The organism is Listeria monocytogenes (assembly GCF_041765605.1).
Lineage (GTDB): Bacteria > Bacillota > Bacilli > Lactobacillales > Listeriaceae > Listeria > Listeria monocytogenes_D.
This window is the reverse complement of the sequence record NZ_CP168900.1, coordinates 2,067,764-2,081,454: the sequence shown is the minus strand read 5'-3', so window position 1 is coordinate 2,081,454 and position 13,691 is coordinate 2,067,764. Positions and strand designations below refer to the sequence as shown.

Sequence of the window (13,691 nt, the reverse complement as noted above, 5' to 3'; positions counted from 1 at the left end):
CAAAGAAAGTAGGAATGAATAGTGCTAAAATTTGATGAACAAAAAGTGAGAGAAAACATGGAAGGGGCGCTTAAATTACGCCCGCAAATTAATGAAGTAGTTGACCAAATACATGGCCGCGGCTTTAGTAATATTTGTTGGTTAGGAATTGGCGGTACATACGCGTCTGCCATGCAAGCAGTGGTGCATATGAAAGAAAAAACAGCATTAGAAACTTTTTATGAAAATGCAGCTGTGTTTCTAACGACAGGCAATAAACGTGTTACTAAAGATACCCTTGTAGTCATTTCATCGGTAACTGGAAGTACGCAAGAAGTGGTAGATGCTGTGAAAAAATGTAATGAAATTGGCGCAACTGTATTTGGATTTATTGATAAAGCAGAAGCAGAACTTGCGACTTTAGTAGATCATTTAATCTCCTATCCGTTAAATGAACAATTAAAATTCTTCATGGTAGCAGATCGTTTTATGTATTTAGCTGGCGAATTTGAAGATTACGATGCGTTCTATCAAGAAATGGATCAACATTTTGCTAAAGGGATTGTCGAAGTAGAAAAAGCGGCGGATAAATTTGGTCAAGAATTTGCGCTAAAACATCATCAAGACGACATTCATTATTTCGTTGGTGCTGGGAACCAGTGGGGCGCGACCTATTCTTACGCAATGTGTTATTGGGAAGAGCAACACTGGATTAAAACAAAATCAATTGAATCTCACGAGTTTTTCCATGGCATGTTTGAAATTGTAGAACGCGATACGCCGGTTACTATTTATGTGACAGAAGATAGCCAGCGTTCTTTAAGCGAGCGAGTAGTTAATTTCATTCCGCAAATCTGTGCCAATTATACAGTCATTGATGCAAAAGATTACGATATGCCGGGTATTTCCGCCAAATTCAGAGGAGCGTTATCACCATTTATTATCCACGCGGTAAATAATCGCATTGACGTACATGTGGAAAAAATTAACTGTCATCCAATGGAAATCAGAAGATATTATCGTCAGTTAGACTATTAAAAAGGCGGTTTGAAAAATGAAAGCAATTTTTGTTTGTACCCATGGAAATGCCGCAAAAGAACTCATTCAATCTGCGGAAATGATTTGCGGTAAACAAGAAAATACAAGTTTTGTTCCTTTTGAAGTGAATGAATCCGCGGAAAATTTACAGGCAAAAATTGCCAGTGAAGTAGCTAAACTCGATCTAACAGAAGGGATTTTATTTCTAACCGATTTAAAAGGTGGGACTCCGTTTAATGTACTCGTTCGCTTGCTTGGGAATTTTGATGCAGTAGAACTTGTCGCAGGCGTGAATATTCCGCTTTTATTAGAAGCATTCATCAGCCGTGAAACGCTATCCTTAAAAGAACTTGCGAATCAAGTTGCCGAAACTGGGCGGTTAGGGATTTATGAATATGCCGCGCCACTTGAGGAAATAGAAGAAGATTTTTAATAGGAAAAAGACAGCCGCGGCTGTCTTTTTTTATCTTCTCTCTCGAACTATCCCCGCTGTTACGTTATACTAAAAAGAAAACGATGGAGGGATGAAATGGATAAACAAAAAGAACAGCTCAGTGTAGAGGTTGCGAGACTTTATTATCAGGCGGATCTCGGTCAGCAAGAAATCGCCACGCGCCTAGGTGTATCCAGACCGACCGTTTCCAGGTTGCTCCAAAACGCGAAAACAAAAGGATACGTCAAAATCGAAGTCCAAGATCCATTTTCTAACCTAACAGAACTGGCCGTGGCTTTAAAAGAAAAATACCAACTTAAAAATGTCACCGTTGCGTTCAGTCAAACAAATGATTATAGCGAAATCACCAAGCAAATCAGCCAAAGTGCCGCTGAATATTTAGAAGAAATTATCCATGATGGCGATATTCTTGGCGTAAGTTGGGGAACAACGATGTACAAAATCGCCCAAAAACTAGCCCCGCTAAAAGCAGAAATAAAAGTCGTCCAACTTAAAGGTGGTGTGAGTCATTCTGATGTCAATACGTATGCGGCCGAAACATTAGCGTTATTCGGTGCAGCTTATGACACCGCGCCAGTATCACTTCCGCTTCCTGTAGTCCTTGATAACCCACTCGCTAAACAAATGGTAGAAGCGGACCGCCATATAAAAAATATCATCGAACTCGGTAAAAAAGCCAATATCGCTATTTTTACAGTAGGAACCGTGCGTGATGAAGCCTTGCTTTTCCGCCTAGGCTATTTTTCCAATCAAGAAAAGGCTCGCTTAAAAGAAAAAGCAGTCGGCGATATTTGTTCGCGATTTTTCACAATTGACGGCGAAATCGCTGACGAGAAAATGGACGAACGAACCATTGGCATCGACTTACAAGATTTAAAACAAAAAGAAACAGCCATTCTTGTCGCAGGTGGTGAACGAAAAATAAAAGCGATTCATGGTGCACTTCGAGGCGGTTATGCCAACCATTTTATTACCGACCAATTTACCGCAAAACAACTACTTGAACAAAATTTCATCAATTAGTTTACAAATGTTCTGTAGTGCGATATGATGAAACCAAATCCAATTTTAAAGGAGTTTTTAAAATGACAATTGCCAAAATGATCGACCATACTGCATTAAAACCAGACACTACAAAAGAACAAATTTTAGCACTAACAAAAGAAGCGAGAGAATACGGTTTTGCTTCCGTATGCGTGAATCCAACTTGGGTAAAACTTTCCGCTGAACAACTTGCTGGAGCAGAATCCGTAGTATGTACTGTTATCGGTTTCCCACTAGGAGCGAATACCCCTGAAGTAAAAGCATTTGAAGTAAAAGACGCTATCCAAAACGGTGCAAAAGAAGTGGACATGGTTATTAATATTGGTGCACTAAAAGACAAAGACGACGAACTAGTAGAACGTGATATTCGCGCTGTAGTCGATGCTGCCAAAGGAAAAGCATTAGTAAAAGTAATTATCGAAACTTGCCTATTAACAGACGAAGAAAAAGTTCGCGCATGTGAAATTGCTGTAAAAGCGGGAACAGACTTCGTTAAAACATCCACTGGATTCTCCACAGGTGGCGCAACTGCCGAAGATATCGCCTTAATGCGCAAAACAGTTGGACCAAACATCGGCGTAAAAGCATCTGGTGGAGTTCGTACAAAAGAAGACGTAGAAAAAATGATCGAAGCAGGCGCAACTCGTATTGGCGCGAGTGCAGGTGTCGCAATTGTTTCCGGCGAAAAACCAGCCAAACCAGATAATTACTAATTTTGCATGAAACCCCTTTATTATTATTCTTAAATGTGGCAAAATAAGGAGAATAGATAATCTGACTGGGGGAGTTTAAATGGCTGCAACCATCCGCGAAATAGCAGAAAAGACAGGCGTTTCAATTACGACGATTTCTCAAATTTTGAATGGTAAAGGGGAACGATTTAGCGAGGTAACTCGTGAAAAAGTCCTGAAAACAGCAAAAGAGATGTCCTACAAACCAAACTTTTTCGCCAAAAATATGATTGTTAGTCACACAAACACCATCGGAATGATTGTCCCGGAAGTAACCGATCCTTTTTTCTCGCAAATGGTGAAAGGGGCCGAAGATTACTTAAATAAAGAAGGCTACATGATTATGCTCTGTAACTCTTCTAATGATAAAGAACGTGAAGATTTATATGTAGAAGAATTATTGCACCGGGCTGTCGATGGCTTAATTATCGCCAGCCCTAATATTCTGCTTTCAGGTGTTATCAAACGCATGGAAGAGAAGCGTTCTCCGTATATTTTACTCGATCGTCAGCGGAATCCAAGGCAAGAAGGGAATATCGCGATTGATGATTTCAAAGGCGGTTATATGGCGACCGAGCATTTAATCGAACTAGGCCATACGCGCATCGGAATCATTATTTCGGATACTTCTTTTTATAACGTACATGAGCGTTACGAGGGTTACTTGGCGTGCATGAAAGATTATAAACTCCCAGTAAAAGAAGCTTGGATTGTGAGCGGGGACCAGACGATGAATGGTGGTTATGTTGCAACGCAAAAACTACTCCAAGAAAATCTGAGTGCTATTTTTGCAACCAATGATTTAATGGCGATGGGAACCTACCGAGCGGCACTCGAGAAAAACCTGAGCATTCCTAATGATCTTAGCGTCATCGGGTTTGACGACATTGAACTTTCCGAATATATGACACCGCCACTTACAACCATTCGCCAACCTATCTATGGCATCGGCGAAATCGCTGCCGAACTTTTACTGAAAAATCTTCAAAATCCAACCGAGAAATTAGAGAATCGTTTGCTTGATATTTCTCTAATCAAACGTAGTAGTACGAAAAATATTGACAACAAGTGAGCGAGTACGATATAGTGAGCATGTTAAGCACATGTTCTTGTTTAGTAAAACGGTTTACTTAAAAAGTGTAACCGTTCTCAATAAAGATACATAAAATGCTAAAGTGGACAAAAAGAAAGGGTGAAGAGAAATGAGAATGGTGGATATTATTTCCAAGAAAAGGGACGGAAAAGCTTTATCAACAGAAGAAATTCAGTTTTTCATTGATGGGTATACAAATGGGGAAATTCCAGATTATCAAGCAAGCGCTCTAGCCATGGCAATCTTTTTTCAAGATATGAACGACCAAGAACGCGCAGATTTAACAATGGCAATGGTTGGTTCTGGCGACACGATTGACCTATCTGCAATTGAAGGAATCAAAGTCGACAAACATAGTACTGGCGGTGTTGGCGATACGACGACACTTGTTCTTGCTCCACTTGTAGCAGCAGTTGGCGTACCGGTTGCAAAAATGTCTGGACGCGGATTAGGTCACACAGGTGGCACAATTGATAAACTAGAATCTATCGAAGGCTTCCACATTGAACTGGATAAAAAAGATTTCATTGACCTAGTAAACCGCGACAAAGTAGCAGTTATTGGTCAATCAGGTAACCTTACACCAGCAGATAAAAAAATGTACGCGCTTCGTGATGTAACAGGAACCGTGAACTCAATACCACTAATTGCAAGCTCTATTATGAGTAAAAAAATTGCAGCAGGCGCAGATGCAATCGTACTTGATGTAAAAACAGGTGCCGGTGCATTTATGAAAACCGACGAGGACGCCGAAAACCTAGCACATGCAATGGTTCGCATCGGTAATAATGTTGGTAGAAATACAATGGCAGTCATTTCTGATATGTCCCAACCACTTGGCGAAGCAATCGGAAATGCTTTAGAAGTAAAAGAAGCCATCGATACATTAAAAGGCCAAGGACCAGAAGATTTAACAGAATTAGTTCTTGTGCTTGGTAGCCAAATGGTCGTACTTGCTAAACAAGCGGAAACACTCGACGAAGCCCGCGCTAAACTAATCGAAGTAATCGAAAACGGTGCAGCACTTGAGAAATTCAAAACTTTCCTTTCCAATCAAGGTGGCGATGCAAGCATTGTTGATCACCCAGAAAAACTTCCGCAAGCAAAATACCAAATCGAAGTACCCGCTAAATCATCTGGCTTCGTAAGTCAAATCGTTGCCGATGAAATTGGTATCGCTGCAATGATCCTAGGCGCCGGTCGCGCAACGAAAGAAGACGAAATCAATCTAGCAGTAGGTTTAATGCTACGCAAAAAAGTGGGAGATGCTGTTAAGGAAGGCGAATCACTCGTAACGATTTTCGCCGACCAAGAAGATGTCGAAAGCGTAAAAGCAAAAATCTACGAAAACATTCAAATTTCCGACTACGCAACAGCACCAACCCTTGTTCATAAAGTTATTACAGAATAAACAAAAGCTCCCAAATTAAATTGGGAGCTTTCTTTTTTAATTTTCCGCGGCTTCAATCTGTTCCAACATATCCGGCGTACTTAAATCACTTCTTAAGAATTCCGTCGTTTGAGGTAATTGTAGTTCAAATTCCGTTTGTTGCGCAACTTCTACGGTACCTTCCAGCATTTCATAATCAAATACATGACCGCCGATTTTACGCATATCATCAATAAAATGCACATGATAACCAGAAACGCCAATACCACTAATATAAGCAGGTGTCCAAAAACCAACAATCGTACCCGTAATATATTCAAAATGATACGTTGGTTGTTCTTTTACCGCTTCAATGAGTGGCGGATAAGGTCTTTGTTGTTTTGGTACAACGCGTGTATCCACATAACGGAAATTCCCGGTCATTTTTACTGCATAAAAAACGTTCGGTCCTTGTACTAATTCTGCGATTTTTTCTTCCACGGCTTGTTTTGATGTCGGTTCGGAAACAGAAAAAGAAGTATCGGCATCAAAAAAAGTGGTGCTCGCATAAGGTGTCGTATCTTCTGGTTTTACTTTATAAGCTTGCCCGTCTGATCGTATTTGAAAAGCTTCTCCGTCTAAAATAATTAATTCACCATCAAATTGGTCAAGTGTTCCTATACCGAGGTCACCATGTTGTAATAATTCTTTGAAACTCGTTGTTCCGCTGAAAAGCCCACCAACAAGTGCTGCCATTGTAGAATGTTGAAATAATCGATTTTTTCTAACTGCGTCCATCTTTGCCACTCCTTGAATTGTTATATATGAAAAGTTGATTTTAAATAATACAGTTTAATTTCTATATGTTCATTATACTACTTTATATCCGTAAACAAAAGATTTTAAACCGAATTCCAAAATAAACTGTTACTATAACAGATGAGTAAACTGTAATATAAAAAGGGTTCCCGCATCATGCGAGAACTCTTTTTAAACAAGTAATGTGTATAGGGTTTGATTATCATTAATTGGAATATAGCTCGGGTCAAAAGCAGCAACCCGGTCAAGTAATCCTTCATAATCATTTTTATCTTGCAATAAAACACCGATAATAACTGGTCCATTACCACGATTCACTTTTTTCGTATATTCGAATTTAGTGATATCGTCATGTGGACCGAGCACATCGTTAACAAATTCTTTCAAAGCACCAGGACGTTGTGAGAAGTTGACGATAAAATAATGCTTTAAACCTTCATGTAGCAGGGAACGCTCTTCAATTTCTTGCATCCGGTTAATATCGTTGTTTCCGCCACTTACAATACAAACAACCGTCTTGTCTTTAATTTCCTCGCGGTAGGTTTCAAGTGCAGCAACGGAAAGTGCTCCAGCTGGTTCTGCAACAATCGCTTGCTTCGTATACATATCCAAAATCGTAGAACAAACAGCTCCCTCAGATATGGTTGTCACTTCATCAACTAACACTTTCGCATGTTGGAACGTTAAGCTACCAACTTCTTTTACCGCAGCGCCATCGACAAATTTATCGATTTTATCTAGTGTTACGACTTGATTTTGTTTTAAAGCTGCTGTCATCGAAGGCGCGCCATCTGGTTCTACCCCGATGATTTTTGTAATCGGGCTCTTTGCTTTGAGATACGTTGCAACACCGCTAATTAAGCCACCACCACCGATTCCTGCAAAAACATAATCTGCTTGCTCATGTGCTTTATTTAAATCTTTCACCATCTCCACAGCAAGAGAGCCTTGGCCAGCGATAATATCAGGATCATCAAACGGAGGGATGAAAGTTTGGCCATGCGATGCAGCAAATTCTTTCGCGGCAGTTGCAGAAGCATCAAACGTATCGCCAACTAAAACCACTTCGACATTACTACCACCAAAAAATTTTACTTGTGATACTTTTTGTTGCGGGGTAGTTGTTGGCATAAAAATCGTCGCTGGGACGGTCATTCGTTTGCACGTATAAGCAACTCCTTGCGCATGATTTCCAGCACTTGCGCACACCACTCCTTTTGCCAATTGTTCCGCTGATAATCTAGAAATAGCATAAAAAGCACCACGTAATTTAAAAGAACGTACTCTTTGCAAATCTTCGCGTTTTAGATAGACATTGCAATGATATTTTTCCGAAAGATAAAAATCATATTCTAGTGGCGTATGTTTGACGACCGATTTTAAGACTTCATAGGCCTTTTCGACATCTTCTTCTGTTACTAATAAGTCAATTAATTCCATCATCCTCACTACCTTTTCTTATATTGAATCCACTTTTTGTTCATAGGCTTTAATCGCATCAATATGTTCAAATGTAATGGCGATATCATCCAGTCCATTAATAAATTTATTTTTCCAAGTAGCATCAATCTCAAACGGGTAGGTACCAACTGAACTAATAACTTGTTGATTTGGCAAGTCAATGGTCACATTCTCGTCGGCTGCAATTTTCGCTAATTTTTCACGCGCCTCTCTAGGAAGAACGATAGGGAGCACGCCGTTTTTGGTACAATTCATATAAAAAATATCACTATAACTACCAGCAATAATTACGCGGAAACGGTAGTCGAGTAGTGCCCACGCAGCATGTTCTCTGGAAGACCCGCAACCAAAGTTATCTCCTGTAATTAAAATAGTTGCTTCCTGACGATCTGGAGCATTAAGTGGGAAGTCTGGGTTTGGTTTACGATTCGGCAGGTAGCGCCAACTATCAAAGAGAAATTCGCCAAAACCAGTACGTTCAATGCGTTTTAAGAAGCTTTTTGGAATGATTTGGTCGGTATCAATATTGTCATTCATTAGCGCCACTGTTTTCCCAATGTGTACTTTAATTTCCTCCACTGATAATCGCCTCCTTTCGAATATCGATAAAGTGCCCGTTAATTGCCGCAGCTGCAGCCATTGCTGGTGAAACAAGATGAGTACGAGCGCCTTTGCCTTGACGACCTTCGAAATTTCGATTCGAAGTAGAAGCACAGTGGACGCCGTCTGGTACTTGATCAGGGTTCATTCCTAGACACATCGAACAACCAGGTTCACGCCACTCAAAGCCAGCTTCTATAAAAATTTTATCTAGTCCAATAGATTCTGCCGCATTACGCACTTGGCGAGAGCCAGGAACGACGAGTGCACGAATATTATTTTTCACTTTATTTCCTTTGACGATACGAGCAGCTTCTTCTAAGTCAGAAAGTCTGGCATTCGTACAAGAACCAATAAACACATAGCCAAGCTCGATTTCTTCTGCAGTTTGACCAGGTTTTAGCCCCATATATTCATAAGCACGCTCATAGTTCATATCTTTAATTTCCGGAAATGCTTTAGAAAACGGGACACCCATTTCGGGATTCGTTCCCCAGGTCACGTAAGGTTCCAAAATACTCGCATCCATTTCGATATGAAGGTCATATTCGGCATCTGGATCTGTTTGGAGCGTTTTCCAATCACGAATGGCTTTTTCCATGTCAGCGGGAGCGTACTCACGACCGCGTACATATTCAAAAGTAGTTTCATCTGGCGCCATCATGCCCATCTTTGCGCCACCTTCAATTGCCATATTACAAATCGTCATCCGTTCTTCCATCGACATATTGCGAATCGTTTCGCCGTAATACTCGACGGCATACCCAGTTCCAAAAGCGACGCCATACGTGGCAATCAAATGCAAAATAATATCTTTTGCATAAACGCCTTTTGGAAGTTTGCCGTTAATTTCTATGCCCATTGATTTTGGCTTTTGTTGCCAAATGGTTTGAGTCGCAAAAACATGCTCTACTTCACTAGAACCAATCCCAAAGCCAATTGCTCCAAAAGCACCATGAGTTGCCGTATGAGAATCGCCACACACAATGACTTTTCCAGGTTGTGTTAGCCCAGTTTCAGGTCCAACCATATGCACGATTCCTTGGCGATCACTACCCATATCAGCTAGCGTCACGCCAAATTCCTCGCAATTGGTTTGCAGTGCTTCGATTTGTTTTTTAGCAACAAGGTCTTGAATGTTGAAAATATCTTCAGTTGGAACGTTATGATCCATTGTCGCGAACGTTTTATCTGGTCTACGCAGTGGCCGATTTTCCATTCTAAGTCCTTCAAACGCTTGAGGAGAAGTAACTTCATGAATCAAATGAAGGTCAACGTATAATAATTGCGGTTCACCTTCTTTACCATAAATGACATGGCGGTTCCAAAGTTTATCAAAAAGTGTTTTCCCCATTTTATTCTCCTCCTTCAATTTGTTTTAGAACTTCATTTGTAAAATCAGTTGTGGAAGTATTGCCTCCAAGGTCAGCAGTTAAAAATCCAGCTTGCATCGTTTTTGCTGTAGCCGTATCAATCGCATCTGCTTCTTCAAAAAGAGAGAAAGATTGACGGAGCATCATGGATACAGAAGATATCATCGACATTGGATTCGCGATATTTTGGTTAGCGATATCTGGTGCAGATCCGTGAATTGGTTCGTATAAAGATGGTCCGTTTTCCGCGTGACTAGCAGAAGGGAGCATTCCAAGCGAGCCAGTAATAACAGACGCTTCATCGCTTAAAATATCGCCGAATAAATTTTCTGTCACGATAACATCAAAAGTCGTTGGTCGTTGAATCATAAGCATCGCAGCAGCATCGACATATAGATGCTCTAGTGTGATATCTGGATGGCGACTCGCGACTTCTTCAGCAATTTTGCGCCATAGTTTACTAGAAGCGAGTACATTTGCTTTATCTACCGATGTAACTTTTTTGTTTCTTGTCGCGGCAATTTCAAAAGCTTTCTCGATAATTCGTTCGATTTCTGCTCGTGTATACGTTAGAGAGTCGAGCGCTGAGCCATCGTCCCAATGTTTCGGTTCCCCGAAGTAAAGCCCACCAGTCAACTCACGAACAACAATAAAATCAGTATTTTCGACAATTTCCTTTTTTAAAGGAGAAAGGTGTGTGATGGAACTTGGGACTTGAATTGGGCGAATATTGGCGAAAAGACCAAGTGCTTTTCGTAATGCAAGTAAGCCATCTTCGGGCCGTTTTGGTGCATTATCCCATTTAGGACCACCAATTGCTCCAAGCAAAATAGCATCGGCATCTTGGCATGCTTTTAATGTGGCAGAGGGAATTGGATCGCCCGCCTGATCAATGCCTGCTCCGCCAAAAGGGTGGCGCTCAATCTCAAAAGTATGATTGTATTTTTTTGCGACCGCTTCGAGTACTTGGAGACCAGCATTCATAATTTCTGGGCCAATGCCGTCGCCAGCTAGGGAAGTAATTTTATATGTCACGTTACTTTACCTCCTCGAAATCTGCTTGTTTACTACCAGTTTTACTTTTAGCAGATGCTTGTAAATAAGCTTTTGCGCTAGCAGTTAAAACGTCAAAGTCAATCCCGATACCATGGAATTCAGCGCCACTCTTATCTTTAATGACGACGTGTACTTCTGCTTGAGCATCTTGACCAGCTGTAATCGCTTGAATATGATAATTGGTTAATTCAATATTTTGTTTCATAAGACGATTAATTGTGTTATAAATTGCTTCAATACTACCAGAACCAGTTGCTGCATCTTCAATGAGCGTACCATCACGTTCTGCAATGCGAACTATTGCACCTTGAACGCCTCCAGTAACGTATTGCACTTGCAAGTGTTTTAGTTCGAAATCATCCGCGGACTCAGAAGATTGACCGAGAATTAGTGCATGTAAATCATCTTCGGTTACTTCTTTTTTAGCGTCAGCTAGCTGTTTGAACCGTTTAAAAGCATCTTTAAGTTCTTGCTCGCTCAAATTGTAGCCCATTTCTTCCATACGCGTTTGGAAAGCATGTTTTCCAGAAAGTTTGCCAAGCGGAAGGGAGTTTTTATCTACGCCTACAAGGGCAGGAGTGATGATTTCATACGTATCAGGATTTTTTAGGACACCATCTTGGTGAATACCAGATTCATGCGCGTAAGCATTACCACCAATTACGGCTTTATTACGCGGAACAGGCATACCAGACAAGCGACTAATCAAATCACTTGAATTTTTAAATTGATTCAACACAATATTTGTTTCTGCTTGATAAAAATCTTTACGAATATGAAGCGCAACCGCAACTTCTTCCAGCGCTGTATTCCCAGCACGTTCACCAATCCCATTAATCGTACCTTCAACGCGTCTCGCACCATTTTCAATTGCAGCAAGTGCATTCGCCGTTGCCATACCAAGGTCATCATGGCAATGAGAAGCGAAAATAATATCATCAAATTGCTTTATTTCGCGGCGCAAATCTTGGAATAATTGTCCGAATTCGGTGGGGTTAGTATATCCGACCGTGTCCGGAATGTTGATGACAGTTGCTCCGGCATCGATTGCTGTTTGAACGGCTTCAATAAGAAAAGCACGATCTGACCGCGTGGCATCTTCTGGTGAAAACTGAACTACTTCAAATTTTTGTCTCGCATAACTAATGTGGTGTTTAATGGAAGCAAGAACTTCCGCCCGACTCATTTTTAATTTGTATTCCATGTGCACATCGCTCGTTGCAAGGAAGATATGTATTTGCGGAGAAACAGCATCTTTAAGCGCTTCTTCAGCACGATCAATATCTCCTTCAACACAGCGCGCTAGCCCTGTTACAGAACAATGTTTAATCGCTTTTGCAATTGCCTTGACGCATTCAAAATCTCCAGGAGAAGAAATCGGAAAGCCGGCTTCAATTACATCAATTCCAAGTTTTTCGAGTTGTAAGGCAATCTGGATTTTCTCCTTTACGTCAAAATTAACTCCAGGGGTTTGTTCGCCATCTCTAAGTGTAGTATCAAAAAACTGGATTTTCTTCATTCGATTTCACCTCTTGTTTTATATTAGATAGGGAAGCTTGGATTTTTCCTGCTTTCAGTATCAGTTTAGGAAAGAAAAGGGTTCTTCCTTAAACTCATATCGAAAAAGGATAAACGGTTGCTAGGCAAGAATTCTCACCTAGCAATCCGAATTAAGTATTAATGTTGTGGTTTAACAAATGGCATCATTTCGCGAAGTTCAGCACCAACTTTTTCGATTTGATGACCTTGTTGTTCTTTGCGCATTCTATGGAACTCTTTAAAGCCATTTTTGTTGTCGTCGATGAAAGATTTAGCAAAGTTACCATTTTGAATGTCGGTAAGTACTTCTTTCATTGCTTTTTTCGTATCAGCTGTAACAACACGAGGACCGGAAACATAATCACCATATTCTGCTGTATTGGAGATCGAGTGGCGCATTTTTTCCATACCACCCTCATACATCAAATCAACAATTAGTTTCATTTCATGTAATACTTCAAAATAAGCAAGTTCTGGTTGGTAGCCAGCCTCTACAAGTGTTTCAAAACCAGCTTGGATAAGGTGAGTTGCACCCCCACAAAGAACTGCTTGTTCGCCAAATAGATCGGTTTCGGTTTCTTCTTTGAAAGTGGTTTCGATAACGCCAGCACGAGTTGCGCCAATACCTTTTGCATAAGAAAGGGCTGTGTCGCGTGCGTTTCCAGTGGCATCTTGATAGATAGCGAATAGGGAAGGAACCGCGCCACCTTCAACAAATGTGCGGCGAACTAAGTGACCAGGACCTTTTGGAGCTACTAGGAAAACATCCACATCGCTTGGAGGATTAATTACGTCAAAATGAATGTTGAAACCATGTGCGAAAACAAGCGCATTGCCAGCTTTTAGGTTAGGTTTAATTTCGTTTTCGTATGTTTCACCTTGCGTTTCATCTGGCAAAAGAATCATGATAACGTCTGCTTTTTCAGCGGCTTCGCTAACAGAATAAACATCAAAGCCATCGTTTCTAGCAGATTCGGCAGATTTTCCTTCGCGAATGCCGATAATAACGTTATTGCCATTGTCACGTAGATTTTGAGAATGTGCGTGACCTTGCGAACCGTACCCGATTACTGCTACTGTTTTACCTTCTAGTGCGTTGTTTTTTACTGCATCTTCATAATAAACTTTTGTCATT

13 protein-coding genes are annotated in these 13,691 nt (G+C 40.7%); 6 read left to right on the top strand and 7 right to left on the bottom strand.

Going from position 1 to position 13,691, the window contains the following annotated elements; genetic code table 11:
- The first annotated feature begins 21 nt into the window (after positions 1-21).
- From AB2Q86_RS10595 to AB2Q86_RS10570, 6 genes are all read left to right on the top strand, one after another.
- Positions 22-1,017 (top strand): SIS domain-containing protein, encoded by a 996-nt coding sequence (locus AB2Q86_RS10595; RefSeq protein WP_003728802.1) that lies wholly within the window; start codon positions 22-24, stop codon positions 1,015-1,017.
- A 16-nt stretch (positions 1,018-1,033) separates the two neighbouring features.
- Positions 1,034-1,450, top strand: coding sequence for a PTS sugar transporter subunit IIA (locus AB2Q86_RS10590; RefSeq protein WP_012581027.1), 417 nt, complete (start codon positions 1,034-1,036; stop codon positions 1,448-1,450).
- A 96-nt stretch (positions 1,451-1,546) separates the two neighbouring features.
- The gene (locus AB2Q86_RS10585; RefSeq protein WP_012581028.1) at positions 1,547-2,494 is read left to right on the top strand and encodes a sugar-binding transcriptional regulator; all 948 of its coding nucleotides are present in this window, start codon (positions 1,547-1,549) and stop codon (positions 2,492-2,494) included.
- Positions 2,495-2,556: 62 nt separating this feature from the next.
- Positions 2,557-3,228, top strand: coding sequence for a deoxyribose-phosphate aldolase (deoC, locus tag AB2Q86_RS10580; protein WP_012581029.1), 672 nt, complete (start codon positions 2,557-2,559; stop codon positions 3,226-3,228).
- Between the two features lie 79 nt (positions 3,229-3,307).
- Positions 3,308-4,318 carry a substrate-binding domain-containing protein gene (locus AB2Q86_RS10575; protein WP_012581030.1) on the top strand — a complete coding sequence of 337 codons (1,011 nt, stop codon included), beginning with the start codon at positions 3,308-3,310 and terminating at the stop codon, positions 4,316-4,318.
- Between the two features lie 130 nt (positions 4,319-4,448).
- Positions 4,449-5,750: a pyrimidine-nucleoside phosphorylase gene (locus tag AB2Q86_RS10570; RefSeq protein WP_012581031.1), complete on the top strand. Its 1,302-nt coding sequence runs from the start codon at positions 4,449-4,451 to the stop codon at positions 5,748-5,750.
- A 36-nt stretch (positions 5,751-5,786) separates the two neighbouring features.
- Here AB2Q86_RS10570 and budA read toward each other — a convergent pair whose 3' ends face one another.
- The 7 genes from budA to ilvC form a co-directional block, all read right to left on the bottom strand.
- Positions 5,787-6,506, bottom strand: a complete 720-nt coding sequence (budA, locus tag AB2Q86_RS10565; RefSeq protein WP_003723157.1) for an acetolactate decarboxylase — start codon at positions 6,504-6,506, stop codon at positions 5,787-5,789.
- Positions 6,507-6,698: 192 nt separating this feature from the next.
- Entirely contained in the window at positions 6,699-7,967 is a 1,269-nt protein-coding gene (ilvA, locus tag AB2Q86_RS10560) for a threonine ammonia-lyase (RefSeq protein WP_014589103.1), read from the bottom strand.
- Positions 7,968-7,985: 18 nt separating this feature from the next.
- Positions 7,986-8,567, bottom strand: a complete 582-nt coding sequence (gene leuD / locus AB2Q86_RS10555; protein ID WP_003727975.1) for a 3-isopropylmalate dehydratase small subunit — start codon at positions 8,565-8,567, stop codon at positions 7,986-7,988.
- Positions 8,554-9,942, bottom strand: coding sequence for a 3-isopropylmalate dehydratase large subunit (gene leuC / locus AB2Q86_RS10550; RefSeq protein WP_012581033.1), 1,389 nt, complete (start codon positions 9,940-9,942; stop codon positions 8,554-8,556). Before leuC ends, leuD begins: the two co-directional genes overlap by 14 nt.
- 1 nt (position 9,943) lies before the next feature.
- Complete coding sequence (gene leuB, locus AB2Q86_RS10545) at positions 9,944-10,996, bottom strand: 3-isopropylmalate dehydrogenase (protein WP_012581034.1); 1,053 nt, start codon at positions 10,994-10,996, stop codon at positions 9,944-9,946.
- Position 10,997: 1 nt separating this feature from the next.
- Positions 10,998-12,536 carry a 2-isopropylmalate synthase gene (locus AB2Q86_RS10540; RefSeq protein WP_012581035.1) on the bottom strand — a complete coding sequence of 513 codons (1,539 nt, stop codon included), beginning with the start codon at positions 12,534-12,536 and terminating at the stop codon, positions 10,998-11,000.
- Positions 12,537-12,694: 158 nt separating this feature from the next.
- Positions 12,695-13,690 (bottom strand): ketol-acid reductoisomerase, encoded by a 996-nt coding sequence (gene ilvC / locus AB2Q86_RS10535; protein ID WP_003727977.1) that lies wholly within the window; start codon positions 13,688-13,690, stop codon positions 12,695-12,697.
- Between the last annotated feature and the right edge of the window lies 1 nt (position 13,691).

Coding starts and splice junctions, on each gene's coding strand:
- AB2Q86_RS10590 (WP_012581027.1), top strand. CDS start 1,034: ATGAAAGCAATTTTTGTTTGTACCCATGGAAATGCCGCAAAAGAACTC.
- AB2Q86_RS10585 (WP_012581028.1), top strand. CDS start 1,547: ATGGATAAACAAAAAGAACAGCTCAGTGTAGAGGTTGCGAGACTTTAT.
- deoC (WP_012581029.1), top strand. CDS start 2,557: ATGACAATTGCCAAAATGATCGACCATACTGCATTAAAACCAGACACT.
- AB2Q86_RS10575 (WP_012581030.1), top strand. CDS start 3,308: ATGGCTGCAACCATCCGCGAAATAGCAGAAAAGACAGGCGTTTCAATT.
- AB2Q86_RS10570 (WP_012581031.1), top strand. CDS start 4,449: ATGAGAATGGTGGATATTATTTCCAAGAAAAGGGACGGAAAAGCTTTA.
- budA (WP_003723157.1), bottom strand. CDS start 6,506: ATGGACGCAGTTAGAAAAAATCGATTATTTCAACATTCTACAATGGCA.
- ilvA (WP_014589103.1), bottom strand. CDS start 7,967: ATGGAATTAATTGACTTATTAGTAACAGAAGAAGATGTCGAAAAGGCC.
- leuC (WP_012581033.1), bottom strand. CDS start 9,942: ATGGGGAAAACACTTTTTGATAAACTTTGGAACCGCCATGTCATTTAT.
- AB2Q86_RS10540 (WP_012581035.1), bottom strand. CDS start 12,536: ATGAAGAAAATCCAGTTTTTTGATACTACACTTAGAGATGGCGAACAA.
- ilvC (WP_003727977.1), bottom strand. CDS start 13,690: ATGACAAAAGTTTATTATGAAGATGCAGTAAAAAACAACGCACTAGAA.